This is a genomic window from Priestia sp. P1_B12_1 (assembly GCF_056406695.1).
Window position 1 is genome coordinate 398232 of the sequence record NZ_JBFTZR010000002.1, and the last position, 26809, is coordinate 425040.

At 37.0% G+C, this 26809-nt stretch carries 27 protein-coding genes; 20 read left to right on the forward strand and 7 right to left on the reverse strand.

Features of this window, described 5'->3' with window-relative positions; translation table 11 throughout:
• Nucleotides 1-78: 78 nt before the first annotated feature.
• Together AC1D0Y_RS07570 and rpiA are read left to right on the forward strand one after the other, a co-directional pair.
• On the forward strand, nt 79-669 hold the full coding sequence (locus AC1D0Y_RS07570) for a hypothetical protein (protein WP_028407704.1): 591 nt from the start codon (nt 79-81) through the stop codon (nt 667-669).
• An 82-nt stretch (nt 670-751) separates the two neighbouring features.
• On the forward strand, nt 752-1420 hold the full coding sequence (rpiA, locus tag AC1D0Y_RS07575) for a ribose-5-phosphate isomerase RpiA (protein ID WP_098525458.1): 669 nt from the start codon (nt 752-754) through the stop codon (nt 1418-1420).
• A 32-nt stretch (nt 1421-1452) separates the two neighbouring features.
• On the opposite strand, the gene AC1D0Y_RS07580 is transcribed toward rpiA, so the two are convergent.
• Entirely contained in the window at nt 1453-2046 is a 594-nt protein-coding gene (locus tag AC1D0Y_RS07580) for a YdbC family protein (RefSeq protein WP_013055735.1), read from the reverse strand.
• 136 nt (nt 2047-2182) lie between these two features.
• Between AC1D0Y_RS07580 and AC1D0Y_RS07585 the strand changes: the two genes are divergently transcribed.
• Nucleotides 2183-4114 (forward strand): hypothetical protein, encoded by a 1932-nt coding sequence (locus AC1D0Y_RS07585; RefSeq protein ID WP_477707422.1) that lies wholly within the window; start codon nt 2183-2185, stop codon nt 4112-4114.
• Between the two features lie 64 nt (nt 4115-4178).
• Here AC1D0Y_RS07585 and AC1D0Y_RS07590 read toward each other — a convergent pair whose 3' ends face one another.
• The gene (locus tag AC1D0Y_RS07590; protein WP_102813626.1) at nt 4179-5243 is read right to left on the reverse strand and encodes a L,D-transpeptidase family protein; all 1065 of its coding nucleotides are present in this window, start codon (nt 5241-5243) and stop codon (nt 4179-4181) included.
• 565 nt (nt 5244-5808) lie between these two features.
• Nucleotides 5809-6483 (reverse strand): class I SAM-dependent methyltransferase, encoded by a 675-nt coding sequence (locus tag AC1D0Y_RS07595; RefSeq protein WP_477707423.1) that lies wholly within the window; start codon nt 6481-6483, stop codon nt 5809-5811.
• Between the two features lie 131 nt (nt 6484-6614).
• On the opposite strand from AC1D0Y_RS07595, the gene AC1D0Y_RS07600 reads away from it, so the two are divergent.
• Both AC1D0Y_RS07600 and AC1D0Y_RS07605 read left to right on the forward strand, forming a co-directional pair.
• Entirely contained in the window at nt 6615-7484 is an 870-nt protein-coding gene (locus tag AC1D0Y_RS07600; protein WP_477707424.1) for a LysR family transcriptional regulator, read from the forward strand.
• A gap of 32 nt (nt 7485-7516) precedes the next feature.
• Nucleotides 7517-7870, forward strand: coding sequence for a DUF4181 domain-containing protein (locus AC1D0Y_RS07605; RefSeq protein WP_477707425.1), 354 nt, complete (start codon nt 7517-7519; stop codon nt 7868-7870).
• Nucleotides 7871-7906: 36 nt separating this feature from the next.
• Here AC1D0Y_RS07605 and AC1D0Y_RS07610 read toward each other — a convergent pair whose 3' ends face one another.
• The 3 genes from AC1D0Y_RS07610 to AC1D0Y_RS07620 form a co-directional block, all read right to left on the reverse strand.
• Entirely contained in the window at nt 7907-8839 is a 933-nt protein-coding gene (locus tag AC1D0Y_RS07610; protein ID WP_477707426.1) for an aldo/keto reductase, read from the reverse strand.
• Nucleotides 8840-9023: 184 nt separating this feature from the next.
• Nucleotides 9024-9737 (reverse strand): suppressor of fused domain protein, encoded by a 714-nt coding sequence (locus tag AC1D0Y_RS07615; RefSeq protein WP_253352277.1) that lies wholly within the window; start codon nt 9735-9737, stop codon nt 9024-9026.
• A 148-nt stretch (nt 9738-9885) separates the two neighbouring features.
• The gene (locus AC1D0Y_RS07620; RefSeq protein ID WP_477707427.1) at nt 9886-10596 is read right to left on the reverse strand and encodes a M50 family metallopeptidase; all 711 of its coding nucleotides are present in this window, start codon (nt 10594-10596) and stop codon (nt 9886-9888) included.
• A gap of 203 nt (nt 10597-10799) precedes the next feature.
• Between AC1D0Y_RS07620 and AC1D0Y_RS07625 the strand changes: the two genes are divergently transcribed.
• Both AC1D0Y_RS07625 and AC1D0Y_RS07630 read left to right on the forward strand, forming a co-directional pair.
• The gene (locus AC1D0Y_RS07625; protein WP_477707428.1) at nt 10800-11999 is read left to right on the forward strand and encodes an amidase; all 1200 of its coding nucleotides are present in this window, start codon (nt 10800-10802) and stop codon (nt 11997-11999) included.
• Entirely contained in the window at nt 11996-12880 is an 885-nt protein-coding gene (locus tag AC1D0Y_RS07630; protein WP_477707429.1) for a fumarylacetoacetate hydrolase family protein, read from the forward strand. The genes AC1D0Y_RS07625 and AC1D0Y_RS07630 overlap by 4 nt, the downstream gene beginning before the upstream one ends.
• A gap of 38 nt (nt 12881-12918) precedes the next feature.
• On the opposite strand, the gene AC1D0Y_RS07635 is transcribed toward AC1D0Y_RS07630, so the two are convergent.
• Complete coding sequence (locus AC1D0Y_RS07635) at nt 12919-13935, reverse strand: acyltransferase family protein (protein ID WP_286127991.1); 1017 nt, start codon at nt 13933-13935, stop codon at nt 12919-12921.
• Nucleotides 13936-14174: 239 nt separating this feature from the next.
• On the opposite strand from AC1D0Y_RS07635, the gene galE reads away from it, so the two are divergent.
• The 13 genes from galE (at nt 14175) to AC1D0Y_RS07700 (ending at nt 26789) form a co-directional block, all read left to right on the forward strand.
• Nucleotides 14175-15155: a UDP-glucose 4-epimerase GalE gene (galE, locus tag AC1D0Y_RS07640; RefSeq protein WP_328249144.1), complete on the forward strand. Its 981-nt coding sequence runs from the start codon at nt 14175-14177 to the stop codon at nt 15153-15155.
• A 229-nt stretch (nt 15156-15384) separates the two neighbouring features.
• A complete protein-coding gene (locus AC1D0Y_RS07645) occupies nt 15385-15567 on the forward strand; it encodes a DUF3973 domain-containing protein (RefSeq protein WP_060746561.1) in 183 nt (60 codons plus the stop codon).
• Nucleotides 15568-15772: 205 nt separating this feature from the next.
• Entirely contained in the window at nt 15773-16162 is a 390-nt protein-coding gene (locus AC1D0Y_RS07650; RefSeq protein WP_335570945.1) for a PepSY domain-containing protein, read from the forward strand.
• 258 nt (nt 16163-16420) lie between these two features.
• Nucleotides 16421-17101 carry a hypothetical protein gene (locus tag AC1D0Y_RS07655; protein WP_060746560.1) on the forward strand — a complete coding sequence of 227 codons (681 nt, stop codon included), beginning with the start codon at nt 16421-16423 and terminating at the stop codon, nt 17099-17101.
• 2 nt (nt 17102-17103) lie between these two features.
• Complete coding sequence (locus AC1D0Y_RS07660) at nt 17104-18720, forward strand: DUF6792 domain-containing protein (protein WP_098626078.1); 1617 nt, start codon at nt 17104-17106, stop codon at nt 18718-18720.
• Complete coding sequence (locus AC1D0Y_RS07665) at nt 18721-19083, forward strand: hypothetical protein (RefSeq protein WP_060746558.1); 363 nt, start codon at nt 18721-18723, stop codon at nt 19081-19083. It abuts the gene before it with no gap.
• A gap of 106 nt (nt 19084-19189) precedes the next feature.
• A complete protein-coding gene (locus tag AC1D0Y_RS07670) occupies nt 19190-19876 on the forward strand; it encodes a hypothetical protein (protein ID WP_060746557.1) in 687 nt (228 codons plus the stop codon).
• 167 nt (nt 19877-20043) lie between these two features.
• Nucleotides 20044-20730 (forward strand): hypothetical protein, encoded by a 687-nt coding sequence (locus AC1D0Y_RS07675; RefSeq protein ID WP_060746556.1) that lies wholly within the window; start codon nt 20044-20046, stop codon nt 20728-20730.
• A gap of 92 nt (nt 20731-20822) precedes the next feature.
• The gene (locus AC1D0Y_RS07680) at nt 20823-21521 is read left to right on the forward strand and encodes a hypothetical protein (protein WP_060746555.1); all 699 of its coding nucleotides are present in this window, start codon (nt 20823-20825) and stop codon (nt 21519-21521) included.
• Complete coding sequence (locus AC1D0Y_RS07685) at nt 21518-22204, forward strand: hypothetical protein (protein ID WP_342839309.1); 687 nt, start codon at nt 21518-21520, stop codon at nt 22202-22204. Before AC1D0Y_RS07680 ends, AC1D0Y_RS07685 begins: the two co-directional genes overlap by 4 nt.
• 251 nt (nt 22205-22455) lie before the next feature.
• Complete coding sequence (locus AC1D0Y_RS07690) at nt 22456-23133, forward strand: hypothetical protein (RefSeq protein WP_225049553.1); 678 nt, start codon at nt 22456-22458, stop codon at nt 23131-23133.
• Between the two features lie 684 nt (nt 23134-23817).
• Complete coding sequence (locus AC1D0Y_RS07695) at nt 23818-24591, forward strand: EAL domain-containing protein (protein ID WP_477707430.1); 774 nt, start codon at nt 23818-23820, stop codon at nt 24589-24591.
• 224 nt (nt 24592-24815) lie between these two features.
• Entirely contained in the window at nt 24816-26789 is a 1974-nt protein-coding gene (locus AC1D0Y_RS07700; RefSeq protein ID WP_416420304.1) for a PAS domain S-box protein, read from the forward strand.
• Nucleotides 26790-26809 lie beyond the last annotated feature (20 nt).

The window sequence follows — 26809 nt, forward strand, 5'->3', positions numbered from 1 at the left end:
TATTTCTCCTTATGACGATATAAACGTCAATATGGTATTATCAAAAGTTAAAGGGGTATTAAAAGGTGTGTGGAAACAATGGATCGAAAAAAAGTCGCATCAGTAGCCGGAGCATTGGTTATTGCCGTAGGAATTTGGCTATTTCAAAGCGGGAAATTTAAAAGTGAAGCACAGGCAGATAAGTTTACGAGTACATTTTTGGTCGATCATGAACAAACAGACAATGGATTTGAATTATTTACTTCGGATACCAATCAATATAGGATGTGGTTTCCGCTTCAGTATGTTATTCATAAATCTTCTTATAAAAGCAGTGAAGATGAAAGTGAAGTATGGACAGCATCAACGAAGGAAAATGATTCATACAATGCTGGGAAAATAACGGCTTTATTTTCCAAGAAAAAAAGCAAAGCAGCTCAAAATAAAATGGATGCGTTTCAGCCTGATTACATGTTAAAAGGTAAAAATGCAACGATTTATGTGAAAAAACAAACAAGAGATGGAAAGCATAGCATTTATCATGCTTATGTGAATGATGATTATTCAGACAAGTATATTTACTATACGTTTGAACTAAAAAGCAGCGAACAGACAAACAGTACAAAACAGCAGTATTGGGTAGAAAAAATTCTTCTAAATACACAGTTTCAAAAAAACTCAGCTGAGTAGTCAGCTGAGTTTTTACGTAAGGGTTCATAATGCTTTTCCTTTTTTATGTAAACGGGTACAATATGAGTAAGGAGGCCTTTGTATGATTGAAAAACAAGCAGTTGGTGAAAAAGCAGCACAATTTGTGGAAGATGGAATGATTGTAGGACTAGGGACAGGTTCAACAGCTTATTATACAATTATAAAACTAGGTGAACGAGTAAAAAATGGATTACACATCAAAGCGGTTCCTACTTCTCAAAAAACAGAAGAGCTGGCAAGGAAACTAGGTATTCCCATTGTTACCTTAGCGGATGTTGAATATATTGATATAGCAATTGACGGAGCAGATGAAGTGGATAGCGAACTTTCTTTAATTAAAGGAGGAGGAGGCGCGCTGCTTCGAGAAAAAATGATTGCGTACGCAGCGAAGCGGTTTATCGTGATCGCCGATTCTAAGAAAATAGTGAAGACGCTAGGAGCTTTTCCTCTTCCTGTTGAAGTTATACGTTTTGGCTGGGAAATGACGGCGAAGCACATTCGCAGTGCAGGTTGTGTACCGCAGCTTAGGCTTTTAGATGATCATACGCCGTTTATCACCGATAATGGAAATTACATTCTAGACTGCCATTTTTCAGAAATTGAAAATCCTGCTGAGTTGGAAAAACAGCTGATAAGGATCCCAGGCGTAGTAGAAAGCGGTTTGTTTGTAGGAATGACGGAGGAAGTCATTACCGTACAAAACCAAGATGTTCATATCATAAAAAAATAGAAGCTTTGGCGTCGGGCCTAGGCTTCTATTTTTTAATTGGAAAGAACGTTCCAATTTTTCTCTAATTGATATATGTATTGAGACGCGTTCAGTACATTTGGATGAACGAAAGTATCAATTGTTTTTTGCGGACAAGCAGATCCGTATAATGAAAAAATGACAAGCTTGCTATGCTCGATTGGTGATACAACGTGAGATAAACAGCGATAAGAAGGATTTATCAAGCTTTTTACCATCTCATGAATATCTTCTTTGTCGTAAAAATCGACTTCAATTTCCGTCTTTACTAAATAACGGCTTTCAATGGCGCTGCTTCGATAATAATTGTAGCGTGCTCCTATGAAGTAGGACGGATCTGATGTTGAAACGTCTAAATTCGTATATGTTTGATCTTGCTTGCTTTTATAAAAAATAGAATCATGAGTATGCTTCATGAATTCTTGATAAGTTGTTCCATCTTCCCATAGAGCTAGAATACACGCATCTGTTTCATCTTCCACGTTCCAACCCCCTAATTGGCCAATGAAACCATTCACGTGTGCAAGAGCAGCCCAATGCTGTTGCGTATATGAAAAAGAAGCTTTTTTATCAGTCGGTATGCTGCATTTCACAATTTTTGTCAACATTCTCCCATCACCTCAATTAATTACTTCGATAAATGAAGGAAAAATCCTTCTAAAAAGAGGAAAATCATAGACATATCCCCCCTTTAAAAGCCATACATTTCAAATAGGACAATGTTAGGGAAAGAAGGGGAAATGAATGAAAGTTTTTCGTGCAAAAGCCTGTCAGTCTCCTACGCGAAAAGGCTGGTCAATTATGTTTCAGCATCCGTTTAAAAAAGATGAAAGAGGAAGATCGCACCCGTTTGTTAAACGGTTTATGTATACAGAGCAACACGATGAAATTGACATGTTGGTTGAAGAGATGAATGAACTGCTGAGAGTGCAGGATTTTTGGACAAGTACTGCAAAAGGAAGAGCAAAAGCAAGATATGATGAACGAGTAGTGAGTGCTTTTTATAACGATATTGAAAAAAAGACAAGCGAACAAATTGACAGCGAGTATGAGTACGTTCATGTAATCGGAGAACAAGGAAGCGGCAAAACATCTTTAATCCGCCAGCTTCTTGGTATAAAAAAGGAGTGCGGCTTTCTAGGAATAGGCAGTAAAGGCGCTTATTCTGCTACGTATAAGGTGAAGGATTCTCAACACTATGAAGCTGCCGTCTCTTTTTTTACGCGAAGTGAAGTGCAAAGGCAATTGGAGAAAATCCTACTAAGAAGCGCTGAAGTGTATGCTGAAGGAGGCACGGATTATGACTTGGTCTTTGAGTTATTACACGGAGATTCCTCTTTTAATCTGCGCGCTCTTTTGGGAGATATCCCATACAAAGCCCGTTATTTTAATGATGATGTTCCTTTAAGAATGAGCGACGAAAATAGTTCATTCAAACAATTTGTAGATGCAATTAAACGAGAAAGTGAAACAGTGAAAGACGCTGTTGATCAAGAAGGAAGAGATTTTGCAGAGGTATGGCATAAGCGGCTTGAATGTAGGAAGATCACTGAGCAAATGCTTCTGGCAATTGAATCTCGGTTGAGAGAATACAAGGAAGGAACGTGGGAAATAGGAGAAGACGACTGGCCAATATCCTGCCGTCTCACAGCAAAAGAGCTGTCTTTCTTTGATCCGCTAACAAATGAAGAAGAAGAAAATAACGGACGTCTTATTTATCCATTGTTTCGTAGAATTGAAGTTTGCGGCCCTTTTTCTTTTAAAAAAGGAGTAGCGATTTGCGAGCATGCGTGTTTTGAATATACGAGCACCATCCACGATTCTTTTAAACAAGCAGCTTCTATTTTATACGTACATCATGGGCTTAAAGAATTAGATATTCAATTTCTTCAACAGCTCATCGTACATGGTCACGGTGCTAAGGTAAACGTTTGTGTTACACACGGAGATTTGCTGACCTCTCCAAGCTGCCGTACGGATTATGCTAAAAAACATGCCATGGCTAAAATGATAGATTATGCGCTTAAAAGCGTTTCACCTCTTATGAAAAAGCAGCTTCACTACTATTTAACAGTAGGGAATACGACTATTTTAGAACGTGTACACGAGGAATTCAAAGAGAGTCACCTTCTGTATAAAGACTTAAAGGCAGCTTTAGTATCAGAAACGAGAAAAAAGCAGCAAGAGCTGCATCCTATTTATTTAAACTTGACTGTCTCTCAGGCTTTTTATGAAGCGATGGAGTCGCTAAACATTCCTTATATGGATAGAGAAACATGTTTGAACATTTCCTTAGGAGAGCATGAAGGGCCTGTGCCAGTCATTGCGTCCGCTTTTATTTCATCTGTCTACGAGCATTTTCTAATCCAGCCGTCTGGGTGGTCAAGTACCTATCATTCGGTCACCGACCGACAGCAGGTTATTCAAGAATTGGCAGGTGAGTTTGCATCCGTTGTTTATTCCTATTTCAACGAACAGCTGCTTGAAAAATCTCGTAATGACTGGCTCGCTCTTTATAAACAAAAAGAAGACGATCAAGCCTACAAATATAGCAGACTGATAGAAAACGTAATTCCTGCCAAAAATGATATCTATCAGCAGCAAATTCTTATGAGAACGGTTTATCAGCTGATTAAGTATGTCATAGAAAAGAAAGACGGCGTACTGGTTCATTAAGGAGTCAAGGCGCGACTTAAAAAAGGTTTATCAATAAAAAAACAGAGCCTGAAATCAGGCTCTATTAGCGTTTAGAAATAGCAGTTAAAGTATTAGGTCCGGCAATGCCGTCCACTGCTAGCTTATTGTCTTTTTGAAAATTACGTACAGCTGCTTCCGTATTAGCACCAAAGATACCGTCCGTGCCTTTTGTATCATAGCCAAGCGACGTTAATTTCTTTTGAAGAGCTTGAACATTGCTGCCTTTGCTTCCTTTTTTAAGCGTTTGTTTTGTGTTAATTGTTGTATCTGCCGGTGGATTTGTTGGCTTTGGATTTGTTGGGTTTGTTGGTGTCGTCGGGTTCGGTTTCGTTCCTGAACTTCCTAAAGCTTTATATGTTGATGGGCCAACAATGCCGTCAGCCGTTAAGCCGTGGTCTTTTTGGAACTTGCGAACAGCTGAATCTGTATTAGCACCGAACACACCGTCCGTACCTTTTGTATTATAGCCAAGTGAAGTTAGTTTCTGCTGAAGTTCTTTAACTGCATTTCCTTTGCTGCCTTTCTTTAAAACAGTTCCTGTAGAAGGAGCTGGAGTAGAACCTGAGTTTCCAGAAACGTTGTATCCGTTTGCTGCTGCAATGTCATTAAATGATTTAGAAGAAGTTGTAATCACAACCGGTGTACCGACGGTCACTTTACTAAATAACCATGCGACTTCTTCATCGTACATACGAACACATCCGCTGCTTACATATTTGCCAATGGAAGCAGGATTGTTATTTCCGTGAATAGCATACGTCGTGCCGTATGTACCTCTCGCATTTAGACCTAGCCAGCGATTGCCAAGAGGGTTTCTAGGATCTCCACCAGGAATGTTCCCTGAGTAATAAGGGCGATTGACAATTTTATTCACTACTTTGAAATGCCCTTCTGGTGTAAGAGACTGCGTGCGCCCTGTTGCGACTGAAAACGTTCGGACAAGTGAACCATTTTGGTAATAAGCGAGTTTATTTGTTGCTTTGTTAATGATAATTAAATGAGATGGTGTTGAAGCAGCTTCTGTTTTTGGAACCCCTACAAACAAGCAGGCTAGAGCTAAAATAGCCGCTATGAGTACGATTGTTGTTCTTGATATTCTATTTGCCATGTGCTGCGCCTCCTTAGGCTGCATTAATGAAAAACGTATGGTGCGGCAGTGCTATAAATTCTTCACTAATAAAATAAAAGACGAATAGCTGCATTTTCTATACCTGTATGTATGCGCTTAATAAGGAAATCATTAAGTAGAAAGACTTTACTAGCGGGAATTTATAATAATAAGAATAACTAAGTTTTTCTTGATGTTTTGCATAATTTTACTAATATAAGTTTACTAATCTAGCGGATTTATATTTACATAAGCAGCACATCCTTTCCAGTTCTTCATTTTCGTGTAAAGAAATGAAAGCGTTATACAGATTGTTTTGTAATCATATTGTAACATAGTTGTATTTTTTATACCATAAAAAGACATAAAATAGTATAAAAATACTTTATATGGGTTTTATGTACAAAAAATTCAAAAGTTCAGGAGAACGAAGCTATTATTAGATATACGAAACTGGAAAAGAAGTATGCGTAGTTTTGCGGAAATAGATAAATATTCTTATTCGAATATAGGGAGGAACAGAGTAAAAAAACTACTTGCAAAGAGACAAGTAGTTTTTAAACCGTTATTTTTGAGCATACATTACAACAAAATTAAAAAATTTATAAATGCAATCCACTGTGCTGAACCCGCTTGTTGTTAACCAATTTAACTGATCATGTAAAGTTGCCATTTTATCTAACTTCGTACGTTCATGAGCAGCCTCAATTTGCTCATGAGTTAATCCGCTTGCGGCAATTCTTTCACTCCAGTCTTTTTTATATAACTCTTCAATAATAGAAGAATGGCCTAATATTTGATCGGCATTAATAAATATTCCTCCTGTATGCAGCAAATTATGAATTTGTTCATACAGCTTTTGTTTTTGTTTGTCTTCTAAATGATGGATAGCAAGTGAAGAAATCACAATGTCGAATGAGTGTTCAAATTCGTAGCTTGTTATATCTGATACAATAAATTCCATATTCTGTTCGTTTTTAAAGCGCTCCTTGGCTTTTTCAAGCATTTGATCTGACACGTCAATCAACGTGAAATGAGCATCTGGGTATCTTTCTTTGACAAAAGAAGAAAACAATCCTGTACCTGCTCCGATATCAAGTACGCGAAGCGGCTTGTTTGAAAAGTGAAGAAGAGAAACGGGAATGGAATAAAAATCACAAAAACAAGGAATAAGTTTGCGGCGCTGCTCATCATACTGAGAAGCATGGGCATTAAATTTTTCTTTCACGTTATTTTTCATTTTTACAGCTCCTTTATTTGGTAATATTGAGATACATATATCGTATAGAAGTTTGGTAGAAAAGAAAATAAACAAAAATAAGCAGTATTGATTCCAGTTTGTTATGAATAGAAAGAGATGGAGAGAAGAAAATGCAGATCAAATGGTTAAAAACATTCATCATAGCGGCTTCCTATGAAAATTTCAGGCAAGCGTCTGAAGATTTATTTTTAACACAGCCTGCTGTATCAAAGCATATTCAGCGACTGCAGCAAGAGTTAGGTGCTGAGCTTTTTGAAAAAAAAGGTAAATACATCACGCTGACTGAGGCAGGACGCTTTTTTTTGCCTCATGCTCAAAAAATGGTGAGGGCATATGAAGAAGGAGTAGGAAATTTTAAGTTATGGAAGCAAGGATATAACCGAAAACTGACTATATCCGCTGCTCCTCAAATAGCAGCATCTGTTTTACCAAGCCTCATCAAACAATTTGTAGAGAGATATCCCCATATTGAAGTAACGGTTAATATCACAAATTCGTTTCAAGTGGGAAAAGACATCAGCGACAGAAGGTCAGATATTGGATTAACAAGGATGCTTCCGGGTCAGGCAGACGTTTTTTATGAGTTAATTCATAAAGAAAAAGCAGTCTTAGTTGCCCCGTTTTCGGCAGAGGCACGTACGGAACAGGAGCTGTTATCTTCCTACCGGCTGCTTACGAATAATCATCCTGTTTATTGGGAAGATTTACTCCTTCAAATCAAGGCTTGTTATCCTCACATTCAGCTGCTTCCTGTGACGCAAGTAGAAATTACAAAGCGCTTTATTGAAGAAGGTTTAGGCGTATCTTATTTGCCATTTTCTATGGTGAAAAAGGAAGTTGAAAATCAAACGTTAAGCGTCATTTCACAGCAGAAAATTATCCGACCTTCTTCACACACGTATATCGTAACAAAAGGCGAAACAGAAGAAATAAAGCAGTTTAAGCACTTTGTAGCTGAGACCTTAACAGAAACGAGCTGAAATGATACCATAAAAAGGAAGGGGGAGTGGCGATGTATATATTAATAATACTTGTAGCAGCAGCGGTCTTAGCAGACTTTATCTTAAGAAAAGTGCTTGATATCCCTCGTAGCAAATTTTGGGGCAAATATGAGTATGAAAGTCTAGCTTTAGGCCGGTGGGATAAGTATGTGACGATAGCTTTTGTTCTTTGTCTGTTACTCGATATGATCTTTATGTTTGTGGAGCCTTATATCGTATCGTTCCTATTTTTAGTCGTGAATGTTTTGTTGAAAAGTATAGATGAATGGAAATATAAACAAGAAACAAAAGAGTACGTAACAAGCTTTGTACAGATGGGCTTCTTCTTTACGGCTTTTGTTCTATTAGTCAGCGGAATTGTATAGAAAAAAGAGCTTACCTATGGCAAAGCTCTTTTTATATTATTTAAAAATATGATCAATGTCTTTAATTTCGGAAGAAGTGAGCTGAACAGCTAATGTTTTTAAGTTATCAAGTACTTGATCAGCGCGTTTTGCTCCCGGAATTAATACATCAATTGAATCGCGCGTTAAGTACCAAGCCAGAACAAGATGAGCTACTTCTACGCCTTTTGCGCTAGAGATTTGACGAAGACGCTCTACTTTTTCTAGGTTTTGCTGAAATGCTTCGCCGATAAAATGAGGCATATCTTCGCGCAGGTCATTAAACTTTGTATTTTTATCATATTTCCCAGCAAGTAAACCAGCAGCTAGCGGAAAGTATGGAATAAATGAAATATGATTTGTAGCCGTATAAGGTAAAATATCGTTTTCTGCTTCTCGCTGAATTAAGTTATATTGGCCTTGTACCACGTCTACATAACCATCTTTATTTGCTTCTTTTAACTGATCTAACGAGAAGTTTGATACGCCAATAGAACGGATCTTTCCTTGATCTTTTAATTCTTTTAACGCACCGACCGCTTCGTCTTTAGGTGTGTTTTTATCTGGAAAGTGAATATAATATAAATCGATATAATCTGTTTGAAGGCGTTTTAAGCTATCTTCAACCGACTGTTTTAAAAACGCAGGAGAATTGTCTAGCAGTACTTCATCTCCAACAATTTTATGTGCTCCTTTTGTAGCGATCACCGCTTCTTCACGATTTCCGCGTTCTTTTAGTACTTCGCCAATTAATTCTTCAGAACGTTTAGGACCATAAATGAACGCTGTATCAAGTAGGTTTATGCCATTATCTAGCGCCTTATGAACAAGGTCTTTGCCGACTTCTTCGTTTAGGTTAGGATATAAGTTATGTCCTCCTACAGCGTTTGTTCCAAGTCCAATAGGGTTAACATATAATTCGGATTTTCCAATCTGCACTTTTTCTGCCATGTCTAACGTCCATCTCCTTTTTTATATCTTCTTTTTTACTATAGCAAAATATACCATGAATCGAAAATAGTACGCTCATATGAAAAGCAGCTTTAAAAAAATATGTGAACTTGAGTTACATGTAAATAAGGAGTATATTCTACAGGGCTCTATTTCAATAGCAGAAATAAAAAAAGAACCTCTTTTAAATAAGAGACTCTCTTTTAGTCATGGTAATATGATAGCTTTTTGACAGCTGAAATGTTTCAGCGAGCTGCCTGCGTCCTTGCGCTCCTTGTTCGCGCACATAGTCTAATTCGTTTGGTGTAAGAAGCTTCATGCTAATCAGTTTAATAGATTCGTAAGGTAAAGAGAGGCTAGCTGAAACAGAAGGAGACTGAACTCCTAGCAATACACCAATATCTCCATTTTCATTTACAAAATGAGATGGTACGTCCAAATCAGTAAATTCAATTGAAAGAATATCGTGCTTCATAAATAGTTCTAGCATATTAGGGTGAGCGGCAGCATTTTGACTCATTTGATAAAGAAGGTCAAATGCCCAGTGATCCTGAATATCAGATAAAGGTCCGCGCAGAGATTCATCATCGCATTCGATATAGAATTCTAAACCTTTTCCTTGCTTTCGGCTCTTTTCTTCGGGGGATTGAAACGGATCGGACAAGCCGTCGCTTGCGAGAATAACCGTCTCTGTTTTTTGAACACGAATAAATGTTTGACGTCCAGATGGCCAAGCAGGCCCGCCAAAAAACATGGGATTTAATAAATGAGTTAATACGTCTCCGTCTACATGTCCAATTGTGTTCCAGTAGTCTTTTCTTTTTGAGATTGATTCCTCAAGAACACGCTCTGCTTCTTTTTCCTGCTTCTTTTGCTTCCACTTTAAAAATAATGACAAGTATCCCACACCTCTTTACGACTTCATAGTACCCAATATATACCTCATTAAGGGAACTCGTAAACCATTATTTAGTGCATGAAAGTAAATTATTCCTTTAAATTATAAAATTCCCAAATTTTTCTTAGGGAATTTTATAATTTTGTCTTTAATAAATCAGTTGAAAAATCAAATAAGCCACATACACGGCCTGTGCGAAAAATAAAAAACCCCAAAAGCGTGCTGAAAGATGGGTAAGCTGCTTTAAACTCGTAGCGTCACCTGCATCGTGTGGATATTTGATGCTTAACACAAAAATAATAAAGGAAGAAAATAGAGATTCTACAAGTAACAGCGCACCAACAAACATCATGCTGTAGCGCGTAAGCTGTGGGTCTTGTAAATAATAAATACCTCCGAGGATCAAACCGATAGAAAAAAGCCACACAATTCCGTATCCGTTACGTACCCAAAGCAGTAAATTAATAACAACCACACTTCCTAACCCGTAAAAAAGCCAGTCGTAGTGATGGTGAACGAGCAGGTAGAAAAACAAATAAGCCATTGCTGAGCTGAACGGGTATCCGGCTAAAGCAATAATGACGCGCGGCAGCCATCCACGGGATCCCGCGTAGGTGGCAGTCACAGCTACGCCTTCATTATTAGTATACAGCTCAATGCGATTGACGCCTTTTCCGACAATAAGCCCCATTAACGCGTGGCCATCTTCATGAAACATCGTATTTAAATTTGAAAAATAACGTCCAATATGCCGAAGCAGCTGATTAATGCTAGGAGCAAATGAACCTATAAAGGGAACGCCTCTTGTTAGCACAAAAGCTAATAAAATAAATAAGAAAAGCATAGTAGATTGTTCCATCGCGATAGTCCTTTTCGTAAAATGATATGTTTCTACTTTACTCGCAAACATGCTAAAAGGGAAATGAAACGGTTAGTTTCTCTAGGAAAAGAGAAGTTGGGAGGTTTACATAATATTAATGTTAATAGACCTGACACATTCATTGACCAGCTTATTCCAAATTTTATATTCTAAACAGATATAAGAAATGAGGAGATGGTTGAATGAAAGATACGTGGAACGCATTTGTAGACAGTGATCTTTACGTACCTCCCACGGGAACGGGAATGTTAAATAACTTGAGTTTTGCTTTAAAAGACGTATTTGATGTACAAGGACATATATCAAGTGCGGGAAATCCAGATTGGCTCGCCACGCATCAGCCTGCAAGCGAGCATGCAGACGTAGTAGCCGCTCTTTTAAAAGAAGGAGCCGCACTAAAGGGAGTTACGCATACTGACGAGCTTATGTACGGATTAAATGGAGAAAACGTGCATTACGGAACACCGGTAAACCCAAAAAGCGCAGATCGAATTCCAGGAGGTTCTTCGAGCGGATCAGCGGTTGCTGTCGCAGCGGGAATAACCGATTTTGCGATTGGAACAGATACGGGAGGATCGGTTCGAATTCCTTCGAGCTACTGCGGTATTTTCGGGTATCGTCCTTCTCACGGACGCATTTCTACAAACGGTCTGATTCCACTGGCTCCAAGCTTTGATACAGTTGGTGTAATGGCTAGAGACGGCCACACCCTGCAAAGAGTTGGAGCGGTTTTATTGAACTCAACATCGCGTGCTAGCGGTTTTACAAGACTTTATGTAGCAACAGACGTGATGGAACTCGTGGATGAACAAAGCATGCAAGCTCTTGCACCACCTATTAAGCACGTAATGAAGTCTTTTTCTACTACAGAAGAAATAGTAATTGCCCCTCAGGGTTTTTCTACATATATGGAAACTTTTCGTTTGCTGCAAGGAAAAGAAATTTGGCAAACGCACGGAGAATGGATTCAAAAAGAAAATCCAATGTTTGGAGACGATATCGGAAGCCGCTTTCAATGGGCGAGCACTCTTACCTTATTAAATATGAATTATATAGAAGAAAAGCGTCGTGAACTTCGCTATTTTATGTACTCACAGCTTGGAGAAGACGGAATATTAGTGCTTCCTACAGCTCCAGGACCCGCGCCTGTAAAAGATGCAAAAGGACCGGAGTTAGAAAACAGAAGATTGCGAACACTTCAAATGACGTGTATTGCCGGACTAAGCGGACTTCCGCAAGTTACGATACCTGCAGGAGAACTAGACGGTTTGCCAATCGGCTTATCTTTTATTGCAGGATACAACCAAGATGAAAAATTATTGAATTGGGTAAAAGAAAACAGCGATCATATCATTCAAGCATCGGTAAGGAGCGTATCATGAAGTTAGTAAATGTAATAGAGCAAGGGAAAGAACAAGCAGCTATTTTAGACAATGACAGCATTCTGCTTATAGAAGATATCAATACTAACTATTTAACAAACTGGTCTACAACAATTTGGGATCTTATTCAATATAAAGAACTTCGCCACCTTGAAACATGGTACGCCCATAATAAATTTGGTATGAACAGCTGTTTTCCCGCACTGCACTTGCAGGGCAGAAAAACAGCTCCTATCATTAGTAACCCGTCGAAATTATTAGGCATTGGGTTTAATTATGCGGCTTCTGAAGAAAAACTAAAAGACTACGACCGTGCCATTGATCCAGTTAGTTTTTTAAAACCCGCAACCGCCATTATTGGACCAGACGACAGCATTCGTATTCCAAAGCAGTCCTACAAAACAACGGCTGAAGCGGAGCTAGCGGTGGTAATCGGCGAAACGTGTAAGGATATAGAGCCAGATGAAGCCATAAACGTAATTGCTGGTTATACGTCAGCCATTGACGTAACCGCAGCTGATATTCATGCGGCGAATCATCGCTACTTAATGCGAGCGAAAAGCTTTGATACCTTTTGCAGTATAGGCTCAGAATTTATTACAAAAGAAAGTATATCAAACGTGAAATCACTTCAAGTGCGCACATTGCTAAACGGAGACATGCAGCATGAAAATACAGTGTCTAATATGATTTACGACATCGCATACTGTGTTTCATTTTTCTCAAAAGTCATGACGCTGCACCCGGGAGATATCATCTTAACCGGAACGCCGGGACCCGCTGTTATTGAAGACGGGGACTGTATTGAATGTCATATTGAAGGCATGCTTCCATTAAAAAATAAAGTGAAAGACATGAAGAAAGTGCCTCAGCAAATCTAGCAGCGTAGCCCCTGTTTTTGCAGGGGTTACGCTGCTGTTTACTTCGAAACTGGAAGCGTTTGTCCGCTGTCTTTTTTTGGAATGGGAAACGCACCCAAAAATAATGCGTTAGTAAGCAGAAATTGTTTGAACAATAGATGAAACATTAAAGGAATCAATGTTCCCATTACTATGTACAAAAAGACAGTAGATATGCCAGTATATTTTTCTATTAAAATAGTAACCGGTACGTGCAAAAACATAATGGTAAACGAGGATCTTCCTACGTATTCGAAAGGTTTACTCCACTTTGTTAAGCTCATTTTTTTGCTTATGTATACAAGGATGCTTGCTGCGCAAAGAGGAATAATCAAATCAAGCAGCCATGTATAAATGTTTGCTTTAATATCTAATGTATAAGAAAGAACGTTGAGCTTTTCTAAAGCTACAATCAATAAGATGATCAAGCTGCTCAATATTACAGTGCTTTTTCTCTCAACAAACGAAAAAGCTTGTCTGCTGTAATATCCAATTGCGTAATAACAAATGGATAGCAAAACGGAATTAGCGCTCCATATAATGTTTTTTTGCTGAAGAAATGGAAAGCTGACATAAATATGAGCGATAAAATAGCATAGAGCTAAGAAAAGAACCATTGACCTTTTTCTTTTAATCAGTAGAGATGCATAGGCAAAAACAAGGTGAGTTAAGAATAAACAAGTGACAAACCAAAAAACACCGTAATAATATCCGAGAGTTCTCCCGCCAATACATAAATGATAGATGTTCAGTAACACTTCCCGAACGTTAAATGTTTGAACAAAGATAAGGGCTGCTATTAACAGGCCAAATGAAAAATAAGGGATAAGTAAACGCATCCATTTTTTCGAAATCCATTCTCGTACTTCTTGTATTCTAGAACGTGGGTGAAACAGATAGCCGCTCATCATAAAAAAGAGAGGCATGTGAAACCAAAAGAAATAATGATGAAAAAAAGGGCTGCCAGAATGCCCTGCAACTACTGTAAGAATACATACTCCTTTTAGCGTGTCTAGCCATGAATGGTGTTTGCTCATTAAGCTTTCATTCCTTTAATAAGTAAATTAGTTCCTGCTATATTATCTAATTCTCTGTGAAAAAGAGCAATAAAAATTTCCTTCCCTTTTCTTCATAATGAGTTCATATTGATTGTCTATACTAATAAAAAATATAATCGTATCGCTGCAGGATACTGAAAAATGAAATATTTACAAATGGAAAAGAAACGGGTACGATATCTGTAGCGACACTTAATAAAAAGGAGCTGACTGACAGTATGATTTTAGTCATCGGAGGAGCAGGCTATATCGGAAGCCACCTAGTAAAAGAATTAGTGAAAACAAATGAAGTTGTGGTACTTGATAATCTATCAACGGGTCATCGCTGGGCAATCGATGAGAAAGCGGTATTCGTAGAAGGAAATCTAGGTAATGAGAAAGATTTAGAAAGCGTATTCACAAATCATAAAATTGATGCTGTCATGCATTTTGCTGCTAATAGTTTAGTAGGGGAGTCAGTAACAGATCCTCTTAAATATTATCAAAACAACGTAGCTGCCACGTTAACCCTTTTACAAACGATGATGAAGCACAATGTGAAAAAGTTTATTTTTTCATCTACTGCTGCTACATATGGGATTCCTTCTGTAGATATCATCACAGAAGATACGGCAACAAACCCAATTAATCCGTACGGACGTTCAAAGTTAATGATTGAACAGATTCTAGCTGACTTTGCAAATGCTTACGATATGGAATATGTTGTACTTCGTTACTTCAACGCAGCTGGTGCTTACGAAACAGCAGAAATTGGCGAGTGCCATGATCCTGAAACGCACTTAATTCCAATCATTCTTCAGCACCTGCTGGGTGAACGTGAAAACATTTCTGTATTCGGCTCAGACTACGATACTGAAGATGGAACGTGCATCCGTGATTACATTCACGTAACGGATCTAGCAAACGCGCATATCTCAGCGCTTCAGGCACTGTTAGACGGTACGAAGAAAACAGCAACGTACAACCTTGGAAACGGCCTTGGCTACTCTGTAAAAGAAGTGATTGAAACGTGTGAAAAAGTAACGGGTAAAAAAGCGAATGTTGTGATGGCAGACCGCCGCGCTGGAGATCCGGCACGTCTAGTTGCATCTTCTGATAAAATTCACGCAGAATTAGGCTGGAACGCGCAAATTTCATTAGAAAAAATCATCGCATCAGCTTGGAACTGGCATCAAAACAGCGCAAAAGTAACAAATTAATAAAAAAGCCTCTTTTCTTTTTGAAAGAGGCTTTTTTATTACGATTAAACTGATTTATGTTCTAAATAATCCTTTTGAAAATCCAGTGGTTTAGCCCACAGACAAGCTTTCTCCTTTTCGGACATTTTCCCTAAACAAGCACGACTTTTATTCTTTTCCATATGATGTAGGTAAATATACCATTCAAAACTATCCCCGTTTATAAAATAGTCCGCAAGGAGGTTATGATATGTATTACTGTGTAAGATGCTCCAAATTTCATGACGAACAGGACAAAGAAAACATCTTTCAAAATGGTTTTTACATTGATCCCTATTTGCTTCAAAAAGTTCATCTGGGCATGTGCGTACACAAATCCCCATCAATCAAACAAATGAGAGCCGTAGAACGATTCGAAACGAAAAAGATGTAGAATTCACATTCACCAATAAGAAGCTAGATCTAATCAGGTCTAGTTTTTTCAGTGCATAACAGCTTTCTTCAGCTATCTTTCATGTAATATTAAGAGAAATTTAAGACAAGCCCGCTATACTAGTTAGTAGACGTATACATAGGATATGGTACGTTAAGAAATTGAAACAGCAGTCCGTTTTATAAACTAGAAAGGATGGCGTCAAATGATTTCTGAAAAACGATCACTTTTGTTGAAAGAACAAGCAAAGCTTCTCGCATTAAAAGAATATAAAGGCATTGTCAAATCCATATCGCTGAGTAAAATACTCACTCTTCCTATTTATATAGTAGACATCCTTACGTTAAACGGAGAAGAGCATAAAGTAAAAATTAACGCCCAAACCGGGAGTATTTTGAAAGAAAAAACGATTCCTTTAACTAAAAGCCGTGCAAAAGCATACGCGTTAAAACAGCATAAAGGTATTATTGAATCCATTGTTCTTGCTAACAAGCAGTACGAAATTGTGATTCTTGGACTTGATGGGAAAACCCACAGCGTGAAAATTGACGCTGAAATTGATGTGCTGGCACAAGAAGAGCGAAGCGTTCAGTAAATGGCCTATATTATGTAATCAACCTCACTTTTTTGAAAGTGGGGTTTTCTTTATTTGGAGAAGCCTTTAGCAAAGGTAACAAATAATAAAAAAGAAACGATTCCTTATCTAAAAGAAAGGGTAAGTGATAGTAAAAAATAACCACTTCCTAATTATGGTTCTTTGATTCGTTCTGCTTATGACTCTCCCATTATAAGTATGATAGTATCGAACATGTATAAAACATAGGTTATAACATAACTAAAAGGGTGTGCGACAATGAAAAAACGTACGAAGACCATTATTGCAGTCATTGCAGGAGCTGCTATTTTAATAGGAGGAATATGGATGATAAACGAAAGCCGATACCCAAACGTCCCTGCTTTTGATGATCACTTTACGCGTGAATTCTTAAACAAAGATAAAAAAGTGGATGATGGGTTTTATGAATTTAAGTCGAAGACCGGGCAGTATACGATGTGGTTTCCGGAGGAATATCGGTTGATTCATGAAAATAAAGAAGATTATTCTATCAACGGAAAGGATTATGAGCGATGGGTAGCTTCTTCGGAAAATTTCTTTAATAATAAAAACGAGATTTCATATATTAACGTGGAACTGGCAGATAAAGTGAAAAAAAATGAGGACATAAATGTAGAGAGTTTGTTTGAAAAAAATTTACACGTTAATATGCCAAAAAAGATAGAAACAGCTAATGCCAGTATATATTACGATTCAGCATATACATATTTTAAAGGAACTGAGGAAAAAGTTGTAAAGAACAATATTAAATATGTTCCAAATACATATGTAGCATATATAGCAGATAAAGATACGGATAGAGTAATCGAGCTCTACTACAAATATACAGGAGAAGAGTTAACAGAAAAACAAGGGGAGAAACAAGAAAAATTAATTGTGAAAATACTGCAAAGCGTAAATTTTCATGAGGAGAAATGATTATGAGTGAAAAGGCATTGCTAAATAATAAACTACGAAATAGAATAACTCAGCTGGAGTATAAGGGGTTATCTGGAAGAGAAGATGAGATAAAGAAGATCTATAAAGAAGTTAAAGGAAAAAATCCTCCTAATTTTGAAATTTACACGAGCAAAGACATGGGGATAGGAAAAAAATCGGGGTTTGATGGTGCTGCTATCCATTTTTATGACAAAGAGAAGAAAGTAAATCAGGTTTATTATTTCATGAGAGGAACGGAACCAACCAAGGATTTTCCTGATGTTGTTTATGATGGTTTAGGTATTGGTGCTGGAAGCAACGATAATCAAATTGAAGATGCTCAAGAAATGTATAACAAGGTTGAGAAACATATTAATAAGAAACAGAATAAAAACTTAAACGTGAAAATTCAACACTATGGTGATGGTCATTCTTTAGGAGGAAACCTAATAGTTACATTAGGTTTAATCACGAAAGATTTTACAAATATTAGAGGGTTAAATGATGCTCCTGTAAATATTAAACAATTGAAAAGGGTAGATAAACAATTCTCTAACTATATAACGCAAATAAAAGGAAAGACTGAGGATATATCTACAAAAGAATTGTTAAAGTTAGCAAATACCTATTATGAAAAACAAAAAGCCACAATTAGCCATACTTGGGTAAAAGGTGAACCTATGCATGCGCAATCTTTCCCTGGCAGTTGGTATGCAGGTAATAAAGTAACCATGCTTGGAGATATGGATACAGAAGAAATGATTAATATTGGAGAATATCCTCTAAAAAGGTTAGCCAAATGGAACTTATTTTTAAAACTTGACGAAGTCAGATATAACTCTGGAGTATCCAATATAATTGGAGGATTATCTTTGGCAAACGCCCATGTAGACGACAGTGTTCTTCTCAATATTCCATCATATGTTGATGATGTGAAGGAAAAGCCGCTTAAGCATCTTCCTGGGATTGTGCTAGGAACAGAAGGCGCATTTTTCTTGACGAAACAGGCGATAAAAAGTCCTGGAGTTTTAGTACAAGGGATTAAAGGAATATCTCAAAGAAATCAAGCAAAACTCCACGGAATTAATTACGTTGTCAAATACACAGAAGCTAATGCTATGAAGACGTATTATCAGGTTTTTGATTCAGGATCTCAGGAAGAAATCTTGCTAGATTATGAACAAATGAAGAAGTTTGTTTATTACTGTGCTAATGCTATTAAAGACAAAGAAGCAAACTTAAATACACTAAAGCAGTATTTACATAGTGAAATTAACGAAGTCTTCGAAGCTAAGAAGAAAAAGTTAAAAATGAAAATATCCAGAGAAGAAGCTTCTCCCCAGTCATTTATGGAAAAGGCAGATAAAGACGGCGCTACCCTCGCATGGTTTGGACAAAAGCGTGTGGCTGAAAAAGTGACGTTTGACAAAACGTTTGATCCGCTAGACGATAGTGTATTTACTCCTGTTGAAGAGATCATTTCTTCTATTCAAGAGGAAGTTACATACTATCAAAAGTTTCTTGAAGCGTTCTTTCAAAATTTCGAGAAGATGATGGAAGCAGACGAATCGGTAGCTTCAGATATTAAAAGCATGAAAGAAGTAGTAGGGGGGATTTAATTGTTTGATTTTGATTTTACACACACAGGAACAACGAGCGGTAAATACACGTTTGAATTTGATGGTGATGACTTCAAAGGCGAGCAGGCAAAAAGGATTAAAGAGTTAATCAAAAAGGATCAAGAAGTAAATGAAAAGCTTTGGCATGCTAAAAGCTATTTAGAAAACCAAACGGGTGAGTTTGCGGATGCGGTTAAAAGTAAATTAGAAGCAGCAGAGCGGGGATATACGCTAAGGGCTCAGCAGTATGATACTGGAGCATTTCAGCATATTATGAGTTTTATACATTCTGTTAAAGATATGCATAAGAGAGAGTACGAAATTCGATATAGAGAATCAATGGATGAAAGTGAATTAACATAAGGGATACTTCTATTCCTCAGACAGTGGTCTGAGGGATTTTTATATGTTGAACAATTTACATTAAGTCCTATTTATTTCAAAAGAGTAATAAAGGGAGTGTAGGACAATGAAAAAACGTACGAAGACCCTTTCCGCAATCATTACAGGAGTTGCTATTTTAATAGGAGGAATATGGCTGATAAACGAAAGCCGCTACCCAAACGTCCCTGCTTTTGATAATCACTTTACGCGTGAATTCTTAAACAAAGATAAAAAAGTGGACGATGGGTTTTATGAGTTTAAGTCCAAGACAGGGCAGTATACAATTTGGTTTCCAGAGGAGTACCAGCTGTTGCATGAAAATGAACAACAATATGTTAAAAACGATAATTTTTACGAAAGGTGGAAAGCTTCATCAGTGAATAAGCATAAAAGAGGAGATCAACTAAATTATTTACAAGTCAACCTATCAGAGAGTAATCCTGATGATGAATCTATTTACGTAGAGAGTCTATTTAAAGGTGAGTTTGGTGCAAATGATCCTGAAAAGTGGGAAACAGCCAATACCCGTATATATTTTGATGCAGCCTATCTTTATTTTAAAGGAACAGAAGAGCATGTCATTCATGATAAGAATAAACATGCTCCAAACACATATATAGGATACGTAGCAGACAAGCATTCTAATAAGGTAATTGAATTACGGTTTGATGACAGTTTAAATCATCAAACTAATAAGGGGCTTGAGAAAAGAGAGTGGTTTGTAGAAATATTGAATAGTATTCGTTTTAATCAAGAAAATAGCTCAACTTGAATACCAAAGGCTTATTTGGTAAAGAAAAAGAAGTCAGAGAGATTTGTGAGTCTCAATAACTTTTAAAAAAGGTATGTCGAAGAAATAAGAACAGATATAACAATTCTAAACTATTCAATATATAAAAAGTGAAGTTTGTTTTAAACAATAAAAAAGGATGGGCGACTATGAAGAATCGCATGAAGACTGTTATTGGAGTAATTGTAGGAATCGCTATTTTAATAGGCATAATATGGGGCATAAACGAAAGTCGCTATCCCAACGTCCCAGCTTTTGATGATCACTTCACGCGTAAGTTCTTGAACAAAGATAAAAAAGTAGACGATGGTTTTTATGAGTTTAAATCAAAGACTGAGCAGTACACGATGTGGTTTCCTAAAGGGTATCAGCTTATAAAGGAGAACGGAGAAGATTACGTAATAAACGGTAATTCTTATGAAAGATGGATAGCCAAAGAGAGGAATAACAAAGCTGGAAATGCTGGGGGAAGTTATATCGAAATGACATTTTCAAATGCAAGAAAGGCTGAAAATGAATCCTTTACTGTAGAAAATATGTTTAAAGAACATCTAAATAGCACTAAGCCTAATACGTTTGAAACTTCTAGTACAAGAATCTACTATGATTCAGCTTATACATATTTTAAAGGAACACAAGAAGTGATTATGCATCCTAATAAAGAACATGCTCCAAATACATATATAGCATATGTAGCGGATAAACATTCTAATAATGCAATTGAACTGTGGTTTGATAAAAGTGAAAAAAGCAGAAAGAATGATGAAGTAGCAGAGAAAAAATGGTTCCTAACAATATTAAAAAATATTAAGTTCCGTGAGAGAAATGAGGCTTAATAAAGCTCATGTTGAACGATAATTTAAGAAATAAATCAATTTTAACTTAAATACCAAAACCTATCTAGTAGAAATAAAGAGGATGTGCAGCTATGAAAAAAAGGACGAAGACCATTATTGCAGTCCTTGCAGGAACGGTTATTTTAATAGGCGGAATATGGCTAATAAACGAAAGCCGCTATCCAAATGTCCCAGCTTTTAAAGATCACTTCACGCGTAAGTTCTTGAACAAAGATAAAAAAGTAGACGATGGTTTTTATGAGTTTAAGTCAAAAACTGGGCAGTATGCGATGTGGTTTCCAGAGGAGTATCAATTAATACATGAAAATGATGAAGATTATGTTGTAAGTGGAAAAATGTACGAAAGATGGGTAGCAGCTTATACCAAAGAGCATAAAAAGGAACATCAAATTAATTCTATCAGTTTAAAGTTTTCAGAAGGAAGAGATCCAGAAGATGAATCTTTTAGCGTAGAAAGTCTTATGAAAAATCGTTTTAATGTAAGTGAACCAAAGGTAATAGAAACTTCTAATACTAGAATTTACTATCAATCTGCTTACATTTATTTTAAAGGACCCGAGAAGCATGTGATAAATGACAGTAAAGAACATGTCCCAAATACATACGTAGCCTATGTGGCTGATAAGGAATCGACAAAGGTCATTCAATTATCAATGGATCAGGTTGGAGATTTTATAGAAGATAGTAGCTTGGAAAAGAATACGTGGGTTTTAAATATGTTAAAGAGTATCCATTTTAAAGCAGAAAATAATGGAGATGCCAGAAGATGAAAAAGCATACTAAAACTATTATTGCAGTCATTATAGGAATAACTATTTTAATAGGCGGGGTATGGATGATAAACGAAAGCCGCTATCCAAACGCCCCAGCTTTTGATGACCATTTTACGCGTAAGTTCTTGAATAAAGATAAAAAAGTGGACGATGGTTTTTATGAGTTTAAGTCAAAGACAGGTCAGTATACGATGTGGTTTCCAGAGGAGTATCAAATGTTGCATGATGCTTCAGAGTATTACTCTGTAAATGGAAAATCATATGAAAATTGGTCTGCTTCATATAGGAAAATCGCTGGAAAAAACAAGTCAATATACTATATAAAAGCTGAATTTTTAAAGAATGATAAGAAATCTGAGCCAATTTATGTGAAGGGATTATTTGAGGAGCAATTAAAGGATAGTAATTTTAAAGAAATAGAAACTTCACGTACTCGCATATATTATGACTACGCTTATGCATATTTCAAGGGAACTGAAAGGCATGTAGTACATAACAGTAAAGTCTATTTGCCTAATACCTATACAGCTTATGTAGCAGATAAAAATTCTAATAAGGTTATAGAATTCTCATACGACAGTATAGGTGAAGGTACAGAAACTAGCCAAGAAAAAAGGAAGTTATGGTTTTTGACAATATTAAAAAGTATTAATTTTAGCGAGGGTAAAAGTCGTGAGTGAAAACCTTTATTAAGTAACGATATAAAAAACAAAATAACTCTGCTTGAGTACAGTGGATTATAGGGATGAAAGTGAATGAACATAAGAGATGTAGCTATTGCTCAGACAATGATTTGAGCAATTTTTATATGTTTAATAACTACAAATAGATGAGTAAGCAGTATGTAGCATACATAGCAATAGATTTAAATAAAACTCTTCAAATTACATTAAATGTGGTTTATTTCAAGCAATGAAGGGAGTGTGTAACAATGAAAAAATGTACCAAGGCCATTATTGCAGTTATTGTAGGAGCCGCTATTTTAATAGGAGCCATATGGCTGATAAACGAAAGCCGCTACCCAAACGTCCCTGCTTTTGATGATCATTTTACACGTAAGTTCTTGAACAAAGATAAAAAAATAGGCGACGGATTTTATGAGTTTAAGTCGAAGACAGGTCAGTATACGATGTGGTTTCCAGAAGAGTATCAAGTTTTACATGAAAATAGAGAGGATTATGCTGTAAATAATGATTCCTACGAGAGCTGGTGGGCTGTTTACAATGAAGAAGTTGAAGGTAAAACACAAGAGAATTATATAAAAACTGAGTTTTTAACCAGTAATCCTGCAGATGAGAGTATTCACGTTGAGGCTTTATTTAAAAGAAGATTTGGATTAAGTGTTCCTAATAAGATTGAAAACTCACAGACGAGGATTTACTACCAATCAGCTTATATTTATTTCAAAGGAACAGAAAAGCGTGTAATAGTAGATAAGAAGAAACATATTCCTAATACATACTTGGCATATGTAGCAGATAAGCATTCTAATAAAATAGTACAGATTTCCTTCGATAGCAGCGATAAATATAAAAGCGGTGATGAAGACAAAAGACAAGAATGGTTTTTGAAAATGCTAAAAAATATTCATTTTGATGAGGGGAAATAGTAGAGAATTTATAGAGAAGAAGAGGTAGCGAATTAAATGAAGAAAGTTATAGGATTTGCTTTAGCTGTTAGTATATTAGCTGTAGGTATAATGTTTTTTGGTAATGCTGTATATAGGCTATTATCGTGAATTTTCCAACGAGCGTCTATTTATTAGTACGAGCAATTTGTCTATGATATAAACTAACGATAAGAGGTTATTGCGCTAAGTATCTGGTAAACGTAAGTTTCACATATTAGATGCTTCTAGCGGTTGATTGGAGGGCAAGGCGAAGACTCCTGAGGGAAAAGCGGAACAGATGAGACCCCGCAGGAGCGTAAGCGACGAGGAGGCTCAGCGGCCGCCCGCGGAAAGCGAAGCCATGCACGGAAATCAACCGCGGTGTCCCAAGCAATCTATACTAGTCCCTTTATCTAATTTGCTCATCTTTAGATGGGGTTGAGTTGCTTATGTCTCAATCTCTTGTTTGAAACATCCTTTACAGCCTATCTATCAAAAGCATAAAAGCCTCTAAAACACTTCTTTGTTGCTATCATAAGCTTCCAGCAAGTCTCAAAATACCTAAATTACTTAATGGAATCTCTTACTTTTAATGGACAATTATCTGTTTTTAGGATATATTTTTATAAGTTTAGGTTATGGAAGAAATAGTATATTGAAAACGAAAGGTGATTAAACGAAAGAATGGATGCTCATGTTTTAAAGGAACTGACGTATGAAGACTTTCAGTTTGTATATCAGCCTATTTATGCGCTGGATTCGTGGGAGACGCTGGGTTTTGAGGCTTTGCTGCGCACGGCTTTCGCAAAAGGGCAGATTGAAGAGTTGTTTTCACTGGCAAGACGCCATAATTATTTGTACAAGCTTGATACGATGGCAATTGAAGGAGCGATCAAACACTTTCCGTTTGATGTGTTGAAATCACAGGATGTATTTATCAATGTGTTTCCATCTACTCTTCTCCATCCGCATTTTCAGCTGTTTTTAACGTATCTGTTGAACACCTATAAAAATGCGAAGCATCGCGTTGTATGGGAGTTAAATGAAACGCTTCATGAAAAGATTTTATGGGAATCGCCTGCTCTTTTTGCCCGAGTAGTGAGTTTGAAAGAGGCGGGTTTCAAAATCGCGATTGATGATTTTGGAGCAGGGGCTGCAGCGATGAGACAAGTGAGCATGTACGAGCCTCACTATATGAAGCTGGATCGAAGCTATGCTGAAGGGCTAGCCGACTGCAAGCAAAAGAAAGATCTGATTGATTTGCTCGTTAACTATTATCCGCATACGAATCTTATTTTAGAAGGCATTGAACGAGATAAAGATTTAGCCGCAGCGATTTCGTTAAACCTACATGCTGCTCAGGGCTATTTACTAGGTACGCCGCAGTCGATCTCTTCCTACTTAACTTATAATAAGTACCGCAGTTTATTCAGAAGAGAAAGGCTGATGAACTCTTAAACCATAGACTTCACTGAATAGATAATTTATCGTAATATGAGAACGGGTAATTAGACTTATATGAAACGCAGATGTCTTGAATTTTTATAAAATTATGTGATTTTATGCGATTGTTAAAATATTTTAAGGGGTAAAGAAGACGCGTTGGTTTGGGAGAATGAGTGAATTGCATATCAAAACAAGACGTTTAGTGAAATTCCAAAGGCAGATGGAGGATATTTAGTATGTATAGTGAAGGGGTATTCCAATTTTATTTTATGAATATGCCGCAGCCTGTTATTTTAATTCAGCAAGAAAAACATCAGCTATATTATAAAGAATGTAACAAAGCAGCTCAGCAATTCTTTGACAAAATGGAAGACAAGATAATCAATAAAGAAGAAAATCTGCTTTTTTACACACTTTGTGAAAAAGCTATTGCCATGAAAGAACCGATTCAATATCAATACATACAGCTTTTTCAGCCCGACCGGCATGCATATGAAGTAACATTTACCCCTCTTTTTAATCAAGCGACAACCCCTTCACATGTCCTTGTCATGGCTCAAGAAATTCATTATAAAAAAACGCAGGAAGAGAGCACGCGTTTGCTCGATGCGTTTCTAGAAAATACGGTAGACGCCATTTTAATTGCTGATTGTGATGAGAAGGTCTTAACAGTCAATGGGGCATTTGAAAAGCTATTTCAGTGGAGAAAAGAAGAAGTTATAGGAAAAAGCCGTCAAGAGATGAACATCGTGTCAAAGAAAGAGGAAAAAGAAAACCTTAAATTAATAGCAGAATTAAAAAATGGCAAGACGCTGCCTCCTTATGAAACAGTCAGGTACACAAAAAGCGGCGAAAGCGTGTGTGTCTCTGTCAGCTGTTCACCGATTTATGACTATCAAAATCAGCTGGTCGCCTATTCGGTGATTTACCGAGATATCACAGCTATTAAAAGATTAGAATTGGAGCTCATAAAAAGCAAACAGTGGTACAAATCGCTATTTACAAACCACCACCACGCGGTTTGTATGCTGGATTTGGACGGCACGATTTTAAATATCAACAGCGCATTCTTAGAAACGCTGCAGCTTTCTGCAAGCGATGTGCTGCATCAAAATTACCGAGATATTGCTAAAAGACTGGGAGCCTGTAACTACAAGTCTTGGAATGTATATGAAGAAATTAGCTATAGTACAGAACTAACATTCCGCAGAAGCCAACATTCTATACAACATGTGTATATTACAACGATTCCTGTTAAAGTAAATAATCAAACGGTTGGGGCTTATGCAATCTTACACGATATTACGCCTCAAAAAGAAGCAGAAGAACAGCTGGCTTATACGCTGAAAGAACTTGAAAATATAAAATATGCGCTTGATGAATCAGCTAGCGTTATGATTATAAATGCAAGTGGAATTATTACCTATGTAAATGATATGTATGTACAGTATTCAGGTTATGAAAAAGAAGATTTATTAGGGAAGTATTATCGAGATGCAGAGCTTCATCATGACCACCATGAGCTGCTTGAAACAATAAAAAACGGAAAAGTATGGCGAGGACAGCTTGAAATGGAGACGAAGCATCATCAGTCATACTGGGTATCGAAAACAATTGTGCCGTTAAAAGATATAGACGGAAATATTACTCATTATGTATCCATTCACAATGATATTACTGAACAAAAAGCGCTAGAAAATAAACTTCATTTTGAAGCCACTCACGATAGTTTAACAGGCCTTCCCAACCGGGCGATGTTATTAAAAGAGTTAAACAAAGTAATTGAAAACGGGCAGCGGAAAAGCGATGAGTTTTTTGCGCTTTTGTTTCTCGACTGTGATAATTTTAAGCAGATTAACGATGAGTATGGCCATCATATAGGCGACGAATTTTTAAAAGCATACACGAAGAGATTAAAAAGCTGTGTACGGAAAGGCGATCGCATTTATCGGTTGGGTGGAGACGAGTTTATCATTATTTTAAACGTAACAAATGGACGGGAAATTGAACAAATTGCTGGGCGGATTCATGTATCTCTTCAGCAAAGCTGGAATGTACGGGGCTATTGTTTACGCACAACAACTACCATCGGCGTCTCTATTTATCCAGAGGACGGAGAGTCAGCTGCTTTATTATTAAAAAATGCAGATGATGCGCTATACAAAGGGAAAAGAGAAGGGAAAAATAATTATATCCTCTATCAAACGTAAAAAAAGCCTCACTGGAGGCT

Excerpts from the sequence above, each read along its gene's own strand:
- galE (WP_328249144.1), top strand. The coding sequence starts at position 14,175 with ATGATTTTAGTCATCGGAGGAGCAGGCTATATCGGAAGCCACCTAGTA.
- AC1D0Y_RS07645 (WP_060746561.1), top strand. The coding sequence starts at position 15,385 with ATGTATTACTGTGTAAGATGCTCCAAATTTCATGACGAACAGGACAAA.
- AC1D0Y_RS07650 (WP_335570945.1), top strand. The coding sequence starts at position 15,773 with ATGATTTCTGAAAAACGATCACTTTTGTTGAAAGAACAAGCAAAGCTT.
- AC1D0Y_RS07595 (WP_477707423.1), bottom strand. The coding sequence starts at position 6,483 with ATGAAAAATAACGTGAAAGAAAAATTTAATGCCCATGCTTCTCAGTAT.
- AC1D0Y_RS07655 (WP_060746560.1), top strand. The coding sequence starts at position 16,421 with ATGAAAAAACGTACGAAGACCATTATTGCAGTCATTGCAGGAGCTGCT.
- AC1D0Y_RS07695 (WP_477707430.1), top strand. The coding sequence starts at position 23,818 with ATGGATGCTCATGTTTTAAAGGAACTGACGTATGAAGACTTTCAGTTT.
- AC1D0Y_RS07625 (WP_477707428.1), top strand. The coding sequence starts at position 10,800 with ATGAAAGATACGTGGAACGCATTTGTAGACAGTGATCTTTACGTACCT.
- AC1D0Y_RS07635 (WP_286127991.1), bottom strand. The coding sequence starts at position 13,935 with ATGAGCAAACACCATTCATGGCTAGACACGCTAAAAGGAGTATGTATT.
- AC1D0Y_RS07685 (WP_342839309.1), top strand. The coding sequence starts at position 21,518 with ATGAAAAAGCATACTAAAACTATTATTGCAGTCATTATAGGAATAACT.
- AC1D0Y_RS07680 (WP_060746555.1), top strand. The coding sequence starts at position 20,823 with ATGAAAAAAAGGACGAAGACCATTATTGCAGTCCTTGCAGGAACGGTT.
- AC1D0Y_RS07690 (WP_225049553.1), top strand. The coding sequence starts at position 22,456 with ATGAAAAAATGTACCAAGGCCATTATTGCAGTTATTGTAGGAGCCGCT.
- AC1D0Y_RS07600 (WP_477707424.1), top strand. The coding sequence starts at position 6,615 with ATGCAGATCAAATGGTTAAAAACATTCATCATAGCGGCTTCCTATGAA.
- AC1D0Y_RS07605 (WP_477707425.1), top strand. The coding sequence starts at position 7,517 with ATGTATATATTAATAATACTTGTAGCAGCAGCGGTCTTAGCAGACTTT.
- AC1D0Y_RS07670 (WP_060746557.1), top strand. The coding sequence starts at position 19,190 with ATGAAAAAACGTACGAAGACCCTTTCCGCAATCATTACAGGAGTTGCT.
- AC1D0Y_RS07590 (WP_102813626.1), bottom strand. The coding sequence starts at position 5,243 with ATGGCAAATAGAATATCAAGAACAACAATCGTACTCATAGCGGCTATT.
- AC1D0Y_RS07675 (WP_060746556.1), top strand. The coding sequence starts at position 20,044 with ATGAAGAATCGCATGAAGACTGTTATTGGAGTAATTGTAGGAATCGCT.
- AC1D0Y_RS07580 (WP_013055735.1), bottom strand. The coding sequence starts at position 2,046 with ATGTTGACAAAAATTGTGAAATGCAGCATACCGACTGATAAAAAAGCT.
- AC1D0Y_RS07570 (WP_028407704.1), top strand. The coding sequence starts at position 79 with ATGGATCGAAAAAAAGTCGCATCAGTAGCCGGAGCATTGGTTATTGCC.
- AC1D0Y_RS07585 (WP_477707422.1), top strand. The coding sequence starts at position 2,183 with ATGAAAGTTTTTCGTGCAAAAGCCTGTCAGTCTCCTACGCGAAAAGGC.
- AC1D0Y_RS07660 (WP_098626078.1), top strand. The coding sequence starts at position 17,104 with ATGAGTGAAAAGGCATTGCTAAATAATAAACTACGAAATAGAATAACT.
- AC1D0Y_RS07620 (WP_477707427.1), bottom strand. The coding sequence starts at position 10,596 with ATGGAACAATCTACTATGCTTTTCTTATTTATTTTATTAGCTTTTGTG.
- AC1D0Y_RS07700 (WP_416420304.1), top strand. The coding sequence starts at position 24,816 with ATGTATAGTGAAGGGGTATTCCAATTTTATTTTATGAATATGCCGCAG.
- rpiA (WP_098525458.1), top strand. The coding sequence starts at position 752 with ATGATTGAAAAACAAGCAGTTGGTGAAAAAGCAGCACAATTTGTGGAA.
- AC1D0Y_RS07630 (WP_477707429.1), top strand. The coding sequence starts at position 11,996 with ATGAAGTTAGTAAATGTAATAGAGCAAGGGAAAGAACAAGCAGCTATT.
- AC1D0Y_RS07610 (WP_477707426.1), bottom strand. The coding sequence starts at position 8,839 with ATGGCAGAAAAAGTGCAGATTGGAAAATCCGAATTATATGTTAACCCT.